Raw genomic sequence first — 16,751 nt, 5'->3', positions numbered from 1 at the left:
CCGTGGCGCAGCGCGTAGTGGTCACGCTCTCCGACGACATCGACGGCGGAGAAGCGGCGGAAACGGTCTCGTTCGGCCTCGACGGGAAGTCGTACGAGATCGACCTCAATCCCGCCAACGCAAAGAAACTGCGCAAGGCCCTGGCCCCGTACCTCGCCGCGGGCCGGCGGCAGACGCACGCCGGAAAGAACCGCACGTCGTACCGGCACACCGCCCTCGCGCCCGACCCCGCCGCCGTACGCGCGTGGGCGCTCTCGCACCGGATGGAGGTGCCGGCCCGCGGCCGGATCCCCAAGCGGGTCTACGAGGCGTTCAGCCAGGCCAGTTGAGGGACCGTCCGCCCGGCGGCGGCCCGCCGGGCTCGCGGGGGAACGGAGTTGCACAGCACCCCCAGCCATCGGCTAGAGTCTGAAGCACGCCGAAGGGCAAGGCCGAAAAGCCGAACCCCAAGCAGCGTGCGGGTGTAGTTCAGTAGTAGAACGCCCCCTTTCCAAGGGGGAGGCGCAGTGTGCGATCCCTGTCACCCGCTCTGCATCACATCGACGATCGTTGTCGGTGATCGATGCGATGCGGACGTAGCTCAGTTGGTAGAGCGCAACCTTGCCAAGGTTGAGGTCGCCAGTTCGAACCTGGTCGTCCGCTCCGTATCGAAGGCCCCGGTCTCCTGAGACCGGGGCCTTCGTCGTGCTCCCCCTCCTGCGGGGGCGGGGACGGCATCACGGGACGGCCTCACGGAACCGCCGCACACGGGCGATGACATTTGTCATGTGCAGTGGTGACAGCGCGCACTGCTGCCGGCCCCGGTCCGGCGGAAGCCTGGTGACCATGACAAGGACTCAAGGAGACCGCGGCACGATCGCCGCGGATGTGGACCGGAACGTCATCGAGGTGGACCGGCTCCGGCGCACGTACGCCGGAGGATTCCAGGCGGTGAACGAGATCTCGTTCACCGTCGGCGAGGGCGAGCTGTTCGCGCTGCTCGGCACGAACGGCGCGGGCAAGACGTCCACCGTGGAGATGCTGGAGGGCCTGGCCCGCCCCAGCGGCGGCACCGTACGGGTGCTCGGCCACGACCCGTACACCCACCGGGCCGAGGTACGGCCCCGGACCGGGGTGATGCTCCAGGAGGGCGGCTTCCCGACCGACCTGACCGTCAAGGAGACCGTGCGGATGTGGGCGGGCTGCACGAGCGGCGCGCGGCCCGTCGGCGAGGCGCTGGAGCTGGTGGGGCTGGGCGGGCGCGCCGGGGTACGGGTCAAGCAGCTGTCCGGCGGCGAGCGGCGGCGGCTGGACCTGGCGCTGGCGCTGCTCGGACGGCCCGAGGTGCTGTTCCTGGACGAGCCGACGACCGGACTGGACGCCGAGGGACGGCGCGACACCTGGGAACTGGTGCGGGCGCTGCGCGACGGCGGCACCACCGTCCTGCTGACGACGCACTACCTGGAGGAGGCCGAGGGCCTCGCCGACCGGCTGGCGATCATGCACGGGGGACGGATCGAGGTGTCGGGGACCCCGGCGGAGGTGACGGCGACCCGGCCGGCCCGGATCCGTTTCACCCTGCCCGAGGGGATGACGCCGGCCCAGCTGCCGCTCTCGCTGCGGGCCGGGGCGGACGGCCGGCGGATCGAGATCCGCACCCGCGACCTCCAGCGGGACCTGGCCGAACTGCTGCACTGGGCCGAGGAGTTCGGTGTGCACCTGGCGGGGCTCGACGCCCGCTCGGCCTCGCTGGAAGAGGCGTTCCTGGACATCGCGGCGCAGCGCGCGGGGGCCGGGTCCCCCGGCACGGGAGCGGGCACGGACATGGGCGACGGCAACGGCAACGGCAACGGCACGGGAGAGGCGGTGGCGGCATGAGTACGGCGGTCGCGCGGAAGCACGGGACGACGGGAACGGCGACCGGGACCACGACCCGGGCGGGGCGCCTCGGCGCGCTCGGCCGGGCGGAGCTGACCCTGTTCGTACGGAACCGGACGATGCTCTTCATGGCCCTGCTCATGCCGGTCGGGATGATCCTGTCCACCAGGGTCTCGCTCCAGAACGTCGACCTGGGCGGCACCGGGTTCAGCATCGCCGAGGTCGCGCTGACGGGCGGCGTCGGCATGGTGCTGCTCCTGGTCGTGTACATGAACCTCACCTCCGCGTACACGGCACGGCGTGAGGAACTGGTCCTCAAACGGCTCCGTACGGGCGAGGTCTCCGACCCGGAGATCCTGGCCGGGACCGCGCTGCCGGCCGCCTCGCTGGCGCTCGCGCAGTGTGTCCTGCTGGTCGCCGCCGGGGTCGTGTTCCTGGACGTGAGCGCCCCTCAGCGACCGGAACTGCTGGTGCTGGGCGTGCTGGCGGGCACCGGACTGATGACGGTGCTGGCCGCCGCGTCGGCGGGATTCACCCGTACCGTGGAGAGCGCCCAGATCACCACCCTGCCGATGCTGCTGGTCTCTGCGATGGGGTCGGGGCTGTTCATCCCGCTGGAGGCCCTGCCCGACAAGGTCGCCTCGGTCTGTGAACTGCTGCCCATGACGGGGATCGTGACGCTGGTACGGACGGGCTGGCTGGGCGACGCCGTCACCGGTGACCTGGTCTCGGCGGGGCTCAACGCCCTGGCGTGGACGGTGCTGGCGGTGTTCGCCGTCAGGAAGTGGTTCCGCTGGGAGCCGAGGCGCTGAGCGGCTTGCGGCTTGCGGCTTGCGGCTTGCGGCTTGCGGCTTGCGGCGAGGTTGAGCGATACGCGGCGCTGAGCGGCGCGCGGCGAGGCTGACCGGTTGTCCGGTTGTCCGGCGGGATGGGAACGTCCGGGGCGTGGACGAGAGAGCGGGAGGAACGGCGTGGTGAGGCTTCGCAGGACGGGATCGTGGGCCGGGAAGAGCCAGCCGGCCAAGGTCGAGATCTACACCCGCTGGTCCTTCCACTCCTTCATCGCGATCGAGATCGGGCTCGTCGGGCTGCCCGCCGTCTCCCTCTTCGGCTCGCCGATCGGCGGCTGGTTCATGCTGCTCCTCTCCGTCCACGCGATCGTGAGCGCCGTCTCCACGTCGTACGCCCTGTCCTGGGCGCTCGGCCGGCGGGAGCGACCGGTCCGGCCGATGGTCGCGACGGCCGTGATCACCGCCGTCGGCTGTCTGGCCGTCACCCGTATGTTGCCCTCGGCCGAGCCGAGTCTGAAGGACGCCGAGGCGCTCTCCTATCTGCTGGTCACCTTCGCCGGTTTCGGGATCGGGTCGCTGGTCGTGGGGCTCCGCCGGGTGCGGAGCATGCTGCTGACGGTGCTGGCCGCCATGGTGTTCGTGGGGCTGGCCGGCCTCGTGTTCGGGTTGTCGTTCGGCGCGATCTTCGGCGCCGTGCTCGGGGTGCTGATCGCCGGGCTGTCCCTCGCCTTCGCCTGCGGTTTCTCGGTCTGGCTGGTCAGGTCCGTGTGGGAACTGGACCACGCCCGTGAGCTCCAGACGCGGCTCGCGGTGGCCGAGGAGCGGCTGCGCTTCGGGCGGGACATGCACGACGTGATGGGCCGCAATCTGGCGGTGATCGCGTTCAAGAGCGAACTGGCCGTCCAGCTCGCGCGGCGCGGGGGTACGGAGCGGGCGGCCGAGCAGATGGCCGAGGTGCAGCGGATCGCCCAGGAGTCGCAGCGCGAGGTGCGGGCCGTGGTGCGGGGCTACCGGGAAGTGGATCTGCACACCGAACTGGAAGGCGCGCGGGGCGTGTTGAAGGCCGCCGGTATCCGGTTCCGGCTGGACCGGGAGGGGACGGCGGGGTCGGGGGCGCCGCCGGGGGCCGCCGGAGCGGCCGAGGGACTGACACCGGGCGTGCAGTCGGCCCTCGGGTGGGTGGTGCGGGAGGCCGCGACGAATGTGCTGCGGCACGGGGACGCGCGGCAGTGCACGGTGCGGCTGACGGTACGGGAGGGGAGCGAGGTGGTGTTGGTCGTGGAGAACGACGGGGTGCCGGACGAGGAGGCCCCGGTCCGGGCCGGTGCGGGCGGGGACAGCAGGGCGGGTGCGGCTGGTGGGGTCGGCGGGGCTGGCGCGGCTGATGTCGCCGGTACGCCCGCCGACGGCGGTCCAGCCGGTCATGCCGGTCGGGCCGGTGGAGTCGCCGTAGGCGGTACGGCCGCTACGGCCCCCGCCCCCCGTACGCCCGGGGCCGGGCTCGCCGGGCTGCGCGAGCGGCTGGCCACCGTGGACGGCACGCTCGACGCGGGCCGGGTGGCCGGGGGCCGCTTCCGGCTCACGGCCCGGGTGCCGCTCCCGGCACCGTCCGGCGCGTCCGCGCGGGTCGGCGGCCCCGCCACGAGCCCCGCCACCAGTCCCGCCACCGGTCCCGCCGCAGGCTCCGTCGCCAACGAGGTGAGCGCGTGAGTGCCGTGCCCCGCGCCGAGAGGGGAGCCGCTCCCGTACGCGTTCTCCTCGCCGACGACGAGCATCTGATCCGGGGCGCGCTCGCCGCGCTCCTCGGTCTGGAGGACGATCTGACCGTCGTCGCCGAGGCCGCGTCCGGCCCCGAGGCGCTGGCGATGGCGCTGGCGCACCGCCCGGACGTCGCCGTCCTCGATCTCCAGATGCCGGGTGCCGACGGTGTGAAGGTCGCCACATCCCTCCGTGCCCAACTGCCCGGCTGCCGGACGATGATCGTCACCAGTCACGGCCGGCCGGGGCATCTCAAGCGCGCCCTGGCGGCGGGCGTGCGCGGCTTCGTACCGAAGACCGTCAGCGCCCGGCAGCTCGCCGAGGTCATCCGTACCGTGCACGCCGGAAACCGGCACGTGGATCCGGAGTTGGCCGCCGACGCGATCGCGGCCGGGGACTCGCCGCTGACCGCCCGCGAGGCCGAGGTCCTGGAGCTGGCGGCCGACGGGGCGCCGATCGCGGAGATCGCGGCGGCGGCCTCGCTGTCCCAGGGCACCGTCCGGAACTACCTGTCGTCGGCCGCGTCCAAGCTGGGTGCGGAGAACCGGCATACGGCGGTGCGTCTCGCCCGCGACCGAGGTTGGGTATAGTGGGCCTCGCGCCACGGCGCACGCGGACGTAGCTCAGTTGGTAGAGCGCAACCTTGCCAAGGTTGAGGTCGCCAGTTCGAACCTGGTCGTCCGCTCAGTGTGAGAAACCCCGGCCGGATCATCCGGCCGGGGTTTCTTCGTCGTCCACCCGCTCCCGCGGGCCCGCCGGCTACCAGCGGGTGCCGGTGAGGAGCTCGTACGCCTCCAGGTACTTGGCGCGGGTCGCCGCCACCACCTCGTCCGGCAGCTGCGGCGGCGGCTGCTCGCTCGCGCGGTCCCAGCCGGACGCGGAGGAGGTCAGCCAGTCGCGTACGTACTGCTTGTCGTACGACGGCTGGGCGTGGCCCGGCTCCCAGCCCGCCGTCGGCCAGAAGCGCGAGGAGTCCGGGGTCAGCACCTCGTCGGCGAGCACCAGCCGGTCGTCGGTGTCGAAGCCGAACTCGAACTTGGTGTCGGCGAGGATGATGCCCCGCTCACGGGCGATGTCGCGGGCGCGGGCGTAGATGTCGAGCGTCGTACGGCGCAGCAGCGCGGCGGTCTCGGCGCCGGTCTGGCGGGCGACCTCCTCGTAGGACACGTTCTCGTCGTGGTCGCCGACGGCGGCCTTCGTGGCGGGGGTGAAGATCGGCGCGGGCAGCTCGGAGCCGTCCATCAGGCCCTCGGGGAGGGCCAGTCCGCAGACCGTACGGGTCTGCTCGTACTCGGCGAGGCCGGAGCCGGTGAGATAGCCGCGTGCCACGCACTCGACCGGGGTCATCCGCAGGGGTTCGCAGACGAGGGTGCGGCCGGCCCAGTCGGCGGGGGCGCCGTCGGGGAGGTCGGTGGAGAGGACATGGCTGGGCGCGAGGTCGGCGAGCTTGTCGAACCACCAGAGCGACAGCTGCGTCAACACCCGTCCCTTGTCGGGGATTTCGGTGGGCAGGACCCAGTCGTAGGCGGAGATGCGGTCGCTGGCGACCATCACGAGATCGCCCGCCTCGTTCCGGTACAGGTCGCGCACCTTGCCGGTGTGCAGATGCACCAGGCCCGGGACCTGAAGGGGCTCGGGCTTCTCTACGAATCCGGACACGGTTCCTCGTTCCTCGCCACGGGGGTCTTTGCGCTGCCGATTCTCCCGTACGGGCGGGGCCGGCGCGCGCGTGGGGCGCTGCGGGGCGGGGGCAGGGAGCGTCCGGGGACACTCTCAGTCGCGTTTGCAGATGCGGTCGAGGAGGTTTGCGGTGGCCCGCTGGACGCGCGGGTCGACATGGCCGGGCCGGTCGAGCGCGGGCGACCACGCGAAGGTCCCGGAGGCGAAGACGAGAGCGCCGGACGGGGAACGGTAGAGCGAAGTCTCCTGGTGGCGAAGGGTGTTGTCGCCGTCCCGGTAGGGCGAGTGCGCCAGCAGCATCCGCTCGTCGTGCTCGGGCAGCGCCGTACGCGGGAAGTAGCGGTCGGCCTCCCCGGCGACCAGGCCCGGGAGTTGGTCGCCCTCGAAGGCGCCGGTGGCGTCCCAGAACCAGTGCGTCGCGTTCCGTACGACCATCGGGTGCGGCTCGGGGACCCGGCCCGCGTACTGGATGCCGAGCAGTTGCTGCTCCGGCTTGTCCACCTCCCGCCAGAGCGCGGGGCGTCCGGGGCCGTGGCGCTTGCGGCAGGTGAGCAGCCGGTCCGGGACGCCGGACGGCGACGGGCCCAACTCGACCTGCCAGTACATGGTGTTGGCGGAGAGGAAGACCAGCGACGTGCCGCTCTCGCGGGCCCGCTCGACGGTGCGGCGCATGGGGAGCGACCAGTACTCGTCGTGGCCGGGGAAGACCAGGCCCCGGTAGCGGGTCGGGTCGATCAGCCCGGCGTGCAGATCGCCGGCGTTCGCGTATGCGATGTCGTAGCCGTACCGCTCGGCCCAGCGGATGAAATCGTAGGCGTGGCCGACATGGATGGGCAGCCCGGCGCCCGCGTACGGGCGGTCGAAGGAGACGGTGATCGCCGCGTCCTCCTCGCCGAGGAGCCGGCCCTCCTCGTCCCAGGCGTGGTAGAGGCTGGCGCCGAGACGGCCGTCCTCCGGGTAGAGGTTGTACGCCTGCCAGGTGATGTCGGGCAGCAGGAGCAGCAGGTCGGCGGGGTGGGTGTCGCGGACCGTGAACGGCACGTGGGAACGGTGGCCGTCGGTCGTGGTGAGGACGGCGACATACGCGCCGAGCGACCAGTACGACGGGATCTGGAGGCGCCAGGAGAGCCACCAGTGGTGGCAGGACACGGTGCGTTCGGCGGCGAGCGGGGCGGGCTGGACGATGCCGGAGAGCCGGGGGCTCGTGGTGATCTTGCGGGCGCCCTCGCCGGCGTAGTGCCCGATCCGGTAGATGTCCACGGAGAACGGCTGGGGCGGATCGACGGTGATGTGGAAGTCGATGGACTCGCCGGGGGCGACGGCGCCGGCGGAGGCGAAGCCCTTGATCTGGCGGTGGACGTCGTCGGCGGTACGGGTGCCGCCCCGGTCGCGGCCGAGCGTCGGGTCCGCGTACCAGGGGACGACCTGGCCCGTGTCGTCGAGGTAGTTCTCGCTGCCGCGCAGCCAGGGCACCGGTCCCTGGCCGAAGGGATCGGAGACGGCGTGGGCGAGCGCGCCCGATTCCCACCGTCGGATGTGATCGGCGCACATTGGCGCGCCCCTCCCTGGAAACCCCGTGCAGGTGCTGGTGAGTGGTCGACTGCCGCTCGGCGGGCCGCTGTTGGGGCGGGCCGCGTCGGCGGCGGCTTCCCAGCACATCACATTCAGCACGCGGCCCGTCACCGTTCGTCGCGAATGGAAAGGCATGCAAGCGGGCGGAAGGGGATGCAATCGGGATACAAGCCCCTCCGACCGGCGGAAACACCCAGCTCCGGCGGGGTGTTGAGCACGCCGGCGCGGGACGGGGGCCGGGAGGGAACGGCCGACGGGGCCCGAGCGTGACCGACCTCACACCGGCTGGGCTCCTCCGGTCCGGGAATCCACACGAATCCGCACTGATCGGCGATGAGGGGAGGCGCACGCGACACACCGGGGTGGGCGGGACGGGGGCGGGGGGCCGTCCGAGCCCGGTACGGGATGACCAGGCGGGCGCGGGCCGGCGCGGGCGAGCCGGGCCGACACGGGTGGGCGCTTGGCGGGCTGGCGCGGGCCCGCCGCACCGGCGTACGAGGGACGGGGGCTAACCCCCGCCACCGACGCCGGACAGCCGGGCGGACAGGCGCGAGCAGACGGCCGTCCCCACTCTGGTGCCGCGTGACCGGGCTCGCACCAGGCGGGCCGACACGGCGGGCCGGCGCGGGCCCCACACACTGGCCTACGCGGGACGGGGGCCGACCCCCGGCACCGACGCCGGACGACCGGGCGGACAGGTGCGAGCAGACGGCCGTCCCCACTCTGGTGCCGCGTGACCGGGCTCGCACCAGGCGGGCCGGCGCGGGCCCCACACACTGGCCTACGCGGGACGGGGGCCGACCCCCGGCACCGACGCCGGACGACCGGGCTCGCACCGGCCGGGCCGACACGGCGGGCACGCGCCGGGCGGATCAACCCCCGCACCGACGCGACGACGTACGCACGACGACGCCCCCCGAGGGCGAACGCCCCCACCCCGGCGTCACACCAGACGAACCGGTTTCTCCGACCGTACGCCCGTCGCGGCCAGCCACATCCGCAGCGGCTCCCCGTCGCCGTCCTCCACCAGGCTCAGCACCCCGCCCGCCAGGTCCGTGCGCCGCTTGCCGTCCATCAGCAGCGCCGGGCCGTCCAGCCAGTCGAGCCCCGGCGTCGCGCCCGCCGTGTCCACGGCGGCGCAGCAGACCATGGCGGTGACGTGGTCGGCGAGCAGCTCGCGTCCCGTGCGCGGCGGCATGAGCGGCAGCAGCGGCAGCGGGTCCGCCCCCCGGAGCGCCAGGGCGTCCCCCGCGGCCTCCGGGGCGGCCGGCTGCGCGGGCAGCACCGCCTCGGCCTCCTCGCGTGCCACCTCGGCGCTGATCCCGGCGGCCAGGCTGTCGCCCGCCTCCTCGCCCCGGCCGGCGAGATGGTCCATGACCCGGTCCAGCGTGGGCCCGAGCACGGCGTCGCCGGCGGGGACGGCGGCCGGACCGGCTGTGGCGTCGCCCGGCCGCGCGGAGCGGCGTACCCCCATCCCGTCCAGGACGCGGTGCAGTCTGGCCGCCTCCGTACGCCACTTGCGGTCCACGACCTCCTCCGGATACTGCTGCCAGTCGACCGGGGACCAGTCGGGGCCGGACTCGGCCGGGCCGCCGTGGAAAAGGCGCGCGGCAAGCAGGGATGTCGCCTCGTCGACCGCACCGGGTTCTTCGAGCAGATCGCAGGCGGGGCGTTCGCCGAGCCGGGAGGCGAACCCCTCGGCCAGCCGGTCGCGCCGCGAGAGCTCGGTCAGCGCCGACACGACGCCGACGTCGAGCCGGGACGGCCAGCGGCCCATCCGCCAGGCGGGCAGGGCGACGCGGGTGAGCAGCCGGTCCCAGCCCGCGTAGGCGAGGCCGACCTGCTCCTGGGCGACGATCCGCAGCCCGTAGTCGACCCCGTGGGCCCGCTCGGACGCGGCGGAGGCCACGCCGCGCTCCATCAGGGCGGTGTGCTCCGCGCAGGCGCGCAGCATCAGTCGGGCGATCCGGCTGACGAGGCGGAGGCCGGTGCGGCGTACCGGCCGCCCCGGGTCGCGGCGGTCGGCGAGCGCCGCGGCGGCGTCCAGGCTCCGTACGAAGCGGCGGGCGGCGGCTATGTCGGGGTGCGACGCCGGTCCGGTCCCGGCCACGACAGGGGCCAGCACGGCGCGCAGCTCGGCGACGCGCATCCACCACAGGAAGGGCGATCCGATCACGAGGACGGGGGCGGCGGGCACACGGCGGCGGGCCGCGCCGGGCATTCCCACGCTCTTGGCGGGGGCCCTCCCGGAGGCGGTCGCTTCGGCGCGTGCGGCGCCGTTCGTAGCCGGATCGGCCGCGCTGTCGGCGGGGGCGTGCGCGGGGTGCGTACGGTCCTCCAGCCAGCTGTCGCAGTCCGGCGTCAGGGCTATGGACGAGGGCGCGGGCACGCCCAGCCGGTCGGCCAGGTCCCGCACCAGGCGGTACAGGTCCGGGGCGGTGTGCTCGGCGATCTCCACGGTGGGGCTGAGGGCCGGCTCGGCCCTGACGATCACGGTGGCGACGGCCGCCGCGCAGAGCAGCACGAGCACGGCGACGGCGGTCACGATCCAGCGCGTGGTGTCCCAACTCCCGCCGGTGAGCAGGCCCGTGGCACCGCCCGCGAGCAGGACGACCGCCGCCGCGGCGGGCAGCAGTGCGAGAGCCGCCGCCCTGCCGCGCACACGCAGCACAGCGAGAGCCCGGGATCTGGCGCCCTGGGCACCGATCTCCTCACCGACACCGGATACGGACACGTCCGGATCTCACCCCCTCTGCCAGCACTGCGGCGGATTTGCTCACTTCCCCACTGTGGCACCCGCCACTGACATCGCAATGTCGGTGGGCCAAGTGCCCGAACGCTTGCGCCGCACCATAGTTGGGGCCCCGGCGGGGGTCATTCGGATGGGTCAACCGTCACCCGATGGAATGGCTTAGGTCAAAGGTGCTGGCGTCACCGGTGTTTTGGGGTGCCGTTTCCGGGCGCGAGACGGGGACGCCGGGGCCGTACGCGAACGTCCCCGTCCAACCAGGTCGGACGGGGACGAACAGGGCCGGACGGGACAGCGGGGTCGTTCGTGCGCGGACCGGGTCCGGGCTGGGCCCAGGGCTCAGGCGTCGGCGGCCTCGCGGGCGATGTCCGTGCGGTGCTGCGACCCGTCCAGCCGGATCCGGCCCACGGCCGCGTACGCCCGTTCCCGCGCCTGCGCGAGGTCCTTGCCGGTCGCCGTGACGGACAGCACGCGTCCGCCGGCGCTGAGGACCGTGCGGCCGTCGTCCGCGAGCCGGGTCCCGGCGTGCAGGACGTACGCGTCGGGGGCATCCTGCGCGACGACGTCGGCCAGTCCCTCGACGGGGTCGCCGGTACGCGGGGTGCCCGGGTAGTTGTGCGAGGCCACCACCACGGTGACCGCCGCGTCGTCGCGCCACACCAGCTCCGGCAGGTCCGCGAGCCGTCCTTCGGCGGCGGCCAGCAGGACACCGGCGAGCGGGGTCCGCAGCCGTGCCAGGACCACCTGCGTCTCGGGGTCGCCGAACCGGGCGTTGAACTCGATGACCCGCACACCCCGGCCGGTGATCGCCAGGCCCGCGTAGAGCAGCCCGGAGAACGGCGTGCCCCGGCGGCGCATCTCGTCCACGGTGGGCTGGAGCACGGTCTCCAGGACCTCGTCGACCAGTTTGGGGTCGGCCCACGGGAGCGGGGAGTACGCGCCCATGCCGCCGGTGTTGGGGCCCTCGTCGCCGTCGAGCGCGCGCTTGAAGTCCTGGGCGGGGCGCAGCGGGAGCACCGTACGGCCGTCGGTGACGGCGAAGAGGGAGACCTCCGGGCCGTCCAGGAACTCCTCGATGACGACCCGGCCGCAGGCGAGCGCGTGCTCGCGGGCGGTCGCGAGGTCGTCGGTGACGACGACGCCCTTGCCGGCCGCGAGTCCGTCGTCCTTGACGACGAAGGGGGCGCCGAAGGCGTCGAGGGCGGTGTCGATCTCCTCGGGGGTGGTGCACACGTAACTGCGACCGGTGGGGACGCTCGCGGCGGCCATCACGGACTTCGCGAAGGCCTTGGAGCCCTCCAGCCGCGCGGCCTCGGCGGACGGGCCGAAGCAGGCGATGCCCGCGTCCCGTACGGCGTCGGCGACCCCGGCGACCAGGGGCGCCTCGGGGCCGACGACGACGAGGCCGGCCTCCAGGCGGGCGGCGAGCCGGGCGACGGCCGTGCCGTCCGTGGCGTCGACCGGGTGGAGCTCGGCGACTTCGGCGATACCCGCGTTGCCGGGCGCGCAGTGCAGCGCGGTGACGTCGGGATCGAGGGACAGGGAGCGGCACAGGGCGTGTTCGCGGGCGCCGCCGCCGATGACAAGGACCTTCACGGGGCGCAGCCTAGCGGGGTCGGGTCCGGGGGCGGGCCGGGCGCCCGCCCCGTTCCGGTGGGTGGACGGCGGGGCCGGGCTCCGTCCCGGGGGGCGGCGGGTGTACGTGGTGCCGGGCGCGGTCGGGCTCGGGGCGCCGGGTGCGTCGTGCGGGACCGCAGCGTTCCGGGAGCACGGGGCAACGGCGTTCTGGGGTTCCGGAGCCGCCGAACCCCCGAGCCCCGGAGCGCGGCCTACTCGTTCGGGAACTCGTCGACGAGCGTGGCGCCCAGCTCGCGGACGATCAGGTCGTGGCCGGAGAGCGCGGAGTCGGCCAGGCCGGCGTCGTCGTCCTCCGGGATGTCGTCCTCGGGGGCGACCTGGGGGACGACGGGGGGAGGGGGCGCGACGGGACCGCCGGACGGGCGGCGCTGTTCGGGCGGCGCGTGGCCGGGGGCGGCCGTGGCGGTGGCGGTGGCGGCCGAGGCGTGGCCGCCGGGCGCCGGGGAGCCCGCGCCGGGGCCGGAGTCGGCGGGGTGCTGGGCGGGCGGCGCGGGTCGCTGGGAGGGGGCGGGAGCCGGGGGCCGGGCGCCGCCTCCGCCGCCGTAGCCGCCGGGCGCACCGCCACCGCCCCCGCCGCCGTAACTCCCGCCCCCTGAGGGGCCGTTGCCCCCGCCGGGGGCGGGCGGCGGCTGGGTGCCGCCCGAGGGGTCGATGATCGCCTCGATCTTCCACTGGACGCGGAAGTGCTCGGAGAGCGCCTGCTTGAGGACTTCCTCGCTGCCGCTGGTGGCGAAGTTGTCGCGGGCTCCCGCGTTGAGGAAGCCGAGTTGGAGGGTCGTCCCGTCGAAGCCCGCGACCTGCGCGTTCTGGCTGAGCAGGATCCAGGTGAAGCGCCGGCGGTTCTTCACCGCCTCCAGGATCTCGGGCCACATGTTCCGCACCTGTCCGGCGCCCTGGGTCATGCCGGGACCGCCGCCGGCCGGGGCGGAGGGGGCCCCGGACTCGTACGCCGGGGGCGCGGCCGGGGCAGCTTCGGGGGCCGGGGCGGGCCTGCCGGGTGTGGAGGCCGTGGGCCAGCCACCGGGCTTGCGGGCGGCCGTCCCGGGCGCCGGGGGCCGGGGCGGAGGCGCCGCGGCCCCCGGCCAGGCACCGGGCCGGGCGCCGGCGGCCGGAGCGGGCGTCTCGGGAACGGGCGGCGCCTCGGGAACGAAGGGTGCCTCGGCGGGTACGGGAGGTGCCGGTGTCCGCGCCTCCCCTCCCCCGCCGCGAGCGTTGCCGTGACCGTTGCCGGGCGTCGCGGGGCGCGCCGCCGGGTGACCGCTGCCGGGCGGCGGCATGTGGGCCTCGGGCCCGGGGACGTACCCCACGGCGGGTCCGGCCCCCCCGGTCGAGAACGCCGCCGAGGCCACCCCCCGCTCCAGCCGGTCGAGCCGCGTCTGGACGGACCGTTCGTCGTCGAAGGCGGCGGGCAGCAGCACGCGCGCGCAGATCAGTTCGAGCTGGAGCCGGGGCGAGGTGGCGCCCCGCATCTCGGTCAGCCCGGTGTTGACGAGGTCGGCGGCCCGGCTCAGCTCGGCGGCCCCGAAGACCGCCGCCTGGTCCTGCATCCGCTGGATGACGTCGTCGGGGGCGTCGATGAGCCCCTTCGTACCGGCGTCCGGAACGGCGGCCAGGATGACCAGGTCCCGCAGCCGCTCCAGCAGGTCGGCGACGAAGCGCCGGGGGTCGTTGCCGCCCTCGATGACGCGGTCCACGACCTCGAAGGCCGCGGCGCCGTCCCCGGCCGCGAAGGCGTCGATGGTCGAGTCGAGGAGCGAACTGTCCGTGTAACCGAGCAGCGACGTCGCCATCGCGTACGTCACACCGTCCTCGGCGGCGCCCGCGAGGAGCTGGTCCATCACGGACATCGAGTCCCGTACGGACCCGGCCCCGGCCCGGACGACCAGCGGCAGCACCCCGTCGGCGACCGGGATCCGCTCCTTGCCACACACCTCGCCGAGATACTCACGCAGCGTGCCGGGCGGCACCAGCCGGAACGGATAGTGGTGCGTACGCGACCGGATCGTGCCGATGACCTTCTCCGGCTCGGTGGTCGCGAAGATGAACTTGAGATGCTCCGGCGGCTCCTCGACGACCTTCAGCAGGGCGTTGAAGCCCGCCGGGGTGACCATGTGGGCCTCGTCGATGATGTAGATCTTGTAACGACTGCTCGCCGGCCCGAAGAATGCCTTCTCCCGCAGATCACGCGCGTCGTCCACACCACCGTGCGAGGCGGCGTCGATCTCGATGACATCGATCGACCCGGGCCCGGTCCTGGCCAGGTCCTGACAGGACTGGCAGACCCCGCAGGGGGTCGGGGTCGGCCCCTGCTCGCAGTTCAGACACCGCGCGAGGATGCGCGCGCTGGTCGTCTTCCCGCAGCCCCTCGGCCCGCTGAACAGGTACGCGTGATTGACCCGGTTGTTCCGCAGGGCCTGCTGCAACGGGTCGGTGACATGCTCCTGCCCGATGACCTCGGCGAAGGACTCGGGGCGGTAACGGCGGTAGAGCGCTAGGGACGACACACCTACGACGATATCGGCCCGGTCCGACATCCCACTCCCGCCAACGCGGACGCCCCTCACGTACCCGCCAGAGCCGACCTACCCTTGCTGCCTTCCGGCCCTGGGGGAGTTCAGTCAGATAGCGCCACGTGAGGGGCTGCGCCCACAGTACCCGATGCCCACCCCCGGGAACGAGTTCGCGAGCACGGCTCAACGTCTTGTATGGTTCGTCGCGGAGGATTCGCCTAGTGGCCTAGGGCGCACGCTTGGAAAGCGTGTTGGGGGCAACCCCTCACGAGTTCGAATCTCGTATCCTCCGCCATTGCTCTCACCGGGCAATAGTCGAAGGCCCGCCGTCGCTAGCGATGGCGGGCCTTCGACGTGTCCGGTCCCTGACGGTGCGGCCGGCGGATCTCGATCGAGGGTGGGAATGGACACGGCGAAGCCCCGGGAGCTCTTCGAGCAGGCCCGAGCGGCGTGGGACGCGGAGCGGTGGCAGACCGCCGCCGACCGGTACGAGGAGTTGCTCGGCCGCCTTCCCGACCACCCCCGGAGCGCGGAGTGGTGGTACGACGCGGCCCTGGCGCACAAGTTCCTGCGCAACTGGGACAAGGCGTACACGCTCGGCCGCGAGGCGGCGGCACGATCACCGCGCGGCGAGGGGGACCCGGCATTCTGGAACCTCGGCATCGCGGCAACGGTGAAGCGGGAATGGGCCGTTGCCCGCGACGCGTGGGAGGGCTTCGGGATCACCATCCCCGAGGGCGAGGGAGAGATCGTCGGCTCGTTCGGCCGCTGCTGCGTACGCCTGAGCACCGACACCGGCCACGAGGTCGTGTGGGGCGTACGGCTCTGCCCCACCCGGGCACGGGTCATCAGCGTTCCGGTGTCCCCGGGCCGGCGCTTCGGGGAAGTGGTCCTGCACGACGGCGAGCCCCGGGGCGAGCGGACCACGGACGGCCGGACCCACAGCGTCTTCGACGAACTCCTGCTCTTCGAACCCTCCGGCCTCTCCACGCACACCGTGACGGTCTCGGCGGCAGCGGCCTCCGACATCGACGCGCTGGAAAGGGACTTCACGGAGCGCGGGTACGGCGCGGAGCCCGCGAGCAGCTTCGAACTCATCTGCTCCTGCTGCAGCACAGGAACCCACCCCCAGACCCGATCGGTCCACCCGGGCACCCAGAAGGTGTCGTTGGCAGCCCCAGGACCGGAGATACCCGCCCTGCTCAACGCATGGGCGTCGGCGGGCCCGGGTCGCTCCTGGGAGAAGTTGACCCTCGCCGGCTGAGGGGATCCTGTCCGGTGCGGGTCGGTGCGGGTCGTCCTCGGCGAGCGGCGACCCACCTGCCTACTCCGGCCACCGGCGGTCAGGTCGCGGGGAGTTGGTAGTTCACGAGGGGCATCCACCAGCCACCAGGCCGCACTCCCATTTGGTGAGCGAGGTCCCGCAGATTCGTCAGGCTGCGGCAGCCACACGTAGCAACGCACCCATCAAAAGGTCGTCATCTTGGCCGTCACGCCACTGAGCCATTTCTGAGATGGAGAAACCGTCGGAACAGGCCGCGGGGCGGCGCAGTCCCACGGCTTTTCCCGCACCATCCGACGCCACCTCCGCACCCCTCGTTCCGGACAGCTGTACGCGCCCGCCCCTGCGCAACGTCAGGCCGCCCCGCCCGCGCACCCCGGGCACACCCCCCGGTACGTGACGGCCGCCCCCGTCACCGTGAAGCCGAAGCGTTCCTCCGGTGGGAGGGCGGACAGGGGGTCGCTCGTCGGGTGGACGTCGCGGATCGTGGCGCAGGTGGAGCAGATCAGGTGGTGGTGGGGGCGGTGGGCGTTCGGGTCGTAGCGTTTGGCGCGGCCCGTCGTGGAGACCTCCACGACCTCGCCCAGGGTGACCAGTTCGCCGAGGGTGTTGTAGACCGTCGCCCGCGAGATCTCCGGCAGGCGGTCCGCCGCGAGGGCGTGGACCTCGTCGGCCGTGAGGTGGACGTGTTCGCCGTCGAGGACCTGGGCCACGACCCGGCGCTGGGACGTCATCCGCCAGCCCCGGCCGCGCAGTCGCTCCAGCAGGTCGCTCATGTCGGTTCACCAGTTCCGGGGGTGGCGGGACATCCAGGATTCATCGGGAGATGTCTGGATGGCCGGTTTTTACCAAACGTACGTTTAGTTCGCTTCTTGACTTGGACTCTGTCCATCGTAGGATCGGTTCCGGCTCAA

The 16,751-nt window shown here is 73.4% G+C and carries 12 protein-coding genes, 4 tRNA genes and 1 other RNA gene; 10 read left to right on the top strand and 7 right to left on the bottom strand.

Going from position 1 to position 16,751, the window contains the following annotated elements:
* Positions 1-2: 2 nt before the first annotated feature.
* The 8 genes from OG875_RS16295 (at position 3) to OG875_RS16260 (ending at position 5,091) form a co-directional block, all read left to right on the top strand.
* Positions 3-329: a histone-like nucleoid-structuring protein Lsr2 gene (locus OG875_RS16295; protein ID WP_330174957.1), complete on the top strand. Its 327-nt coding sequence runs from the start codon at positions 3-5 to the stop codon at positions 327-329.
* Between the two features lie 128 nt (positions 330-457).
* Positions 458-529, top strand: a tRNA-Gly gene (locus tag OG875_RS16290).
* 40 nt (positions 530-569) lie between these two features.
* Positions 570-642 (top strand) — tRNA-Gly (locus tag OG875_RS16285).
* Between the two features lie 183 nt (positions 643-825).
* Positions 826-1,857: an ABC transporter ATP-binding protein gene (locus OG875_RS16280; RefSeq protein ID WP_330174956.1), complete on the top strand. Its 1,032-nt coding sequence runs from the start codon at positions 826-828 to the stop codon at positions 1,855-1,857.
* Positions 1,854-2,669 (top strand): ABC transporter permease, encoded by an 816-nt coding sequence (locus tag OG875_RS16275; protein ID WP_330174955.1) that lies wholly within the window; start codon positions 1,854-1,856, stop codon positions 2,667-2,669. Before OG875_RS16280 ends, OG875_RS16275 begins: the two co-directional genes overlap by 4 nt.
* Before the next feature lie 162 nt (positions 2,670-2,831).
* Positions 2,832-4,358, top strand: a complete 1,527-nt coding sequence (locus OG875_RS16270) for a sensor histidine kinase (protein WP_330174954.1) — start codon at positions 2,832-2,834, stop codon at positions 4,356-4,358.
* Positions 4,359-4,363: 5 nt separating this feature from the next.
* Positions 4,364-4,996, top strand: coding sequence for a response regulator transcription factor (locus OG875_RS16265; protein ID WP_330177764.1), 633 nt, complete (start codon positions 4,364-4,366; stop codon positions 4,994-4,996).
* A gap of 22 nt (positions 4,997-5,018) precedes the next feature.
* Positions 5,019-5,091, top strand: a tRNA-Gly gene (locus tag OG875_RS16260).
* Between the two features lie 74 nt (positions 5,092-5,165).
* On the opposite strand, the gene OG875_RS16255 is transcribed toward OG875_RS16260, so the two are convergent.
* The 6 genes from OG875_RS16255 to ffs form a co-directional block, all read right to left on the bottom strand.
* Complete coding sequence (locus OG875_RS16255; RefSeq protein WP_330174953.1) at positions 5,166-6,065, bottom strand: phosphoribosylaminoimidazolesuccinocarboxamide synthase; 900 nt, start codon at positions 6,063-6,065, stop codon at positions 5,166-5,168.
* A gap of 114 nt (positions 6,066-6,179) precedes the next feature.
* Positions 6,180-7,637, bottom strand: a complete 1,458-nt coding sequence (locus tag OG875_RS16250; protein WP_330174952.1) for a N,N-dimethylformamidase beta subunit family domain-containing protein — start codon at positions 7,635-7,637, stop codon at positions 6,180-6,182.
* Between the two features lie 964 nt (positions 7,638-8,601).
* On the bottom strand, positions 8,602-10,392 hold the full coding sequence (locus tag OG875_RS16245) for a hypothetical protein (protein ID WP_330174951.1): 1,791 nt from the start codon (positions 10,390-10,392) through the stop codon (positions 8,602-8,604).
* 354 nt (positions 10,393-10,746) lie between these two features.
* Entirely contained in the window at positions 10,747-12,003 is a 1,257-nt protein-coding gene (gene purD, locus OG875_RS16240) for a phosphoribosylamine--glycine ligase (protein ID WP_330174950.1), read from the bottom strand.
* A 233-nt stretch (positions 12,004-12,236) separates the two neighbouring features.
* A complete protein-coding gene (locus OG875_RS16235; protein WP_330174949.1) occupies positions 12,237-14,549 on the bottom strand; it encodes a DNA polymerase III subunit gamma and tau in 2,313 nt (770 codons plus the stop codon).
* A gap of 45 nt (positions 14,550-14,594) precedes the next feature.
* Positions 14,595-14,689, bottom strand: an RNA gene (gene ffs / locus OG875_RS16230) — signal recognition particle sRNA small type.
* A gap of 73 nt (positions 14,690-14,762) precedes the next feature.
* Here ffs and OG875_RS16225 point away from each other — a divergent pair.
* Positions 14,763-14,850: transfer RNA gene (locus OG875_RS16225), tRNA-Ser, on the top strand.
* A 108-nt stretch (positions 14,851-14,958) separates the two neighbouring features.
* Positions 14,959-15,819 (top strand): tetratricopeptide repeat protein, encoded by an 861-nt coding sequence (locus OG875_RS16220; RefSeq protein WP_330174948.1) that lies wholly within the window; start codon positions 14,959-14,961, stop codon positions 15,817-15,819.
* Positions 15,820-16,190: 371 nt separating this feature from the next.
* Here OG875_RS16220 and OG875_RS16215 read toward each other — a convergent pair whose 3' ends face one another.
* Positions 16,191-16,613, bottom strand: a complete 423-nt coding sequence (locus tag OG875_RS16215; RefSeq protein ID WP_330174947.1) for a Fur family transcriptional regulator — start codon at positions 16,611-16,613, stop codon at positions 16,191-16,193.
* Positions 16,614-16,751 lie beyond the last annotated feature (138 nt).

Origin of the sequence: Streptomyces sp. NBC_01498 (assembly GCF_036327775.1) — a bacterium.
Classification (GTDB): domain Bacteria; phylum Actinomycetota; class Actinomycetes; order Streptomycetales; family Streptomycetaceae; genus Streptomyces.
The sequence above is the reverse complement of the archived record's forward strand: the minus strand, read 5'-3'. Positions and strand labels throughout refer to the sequence as shown.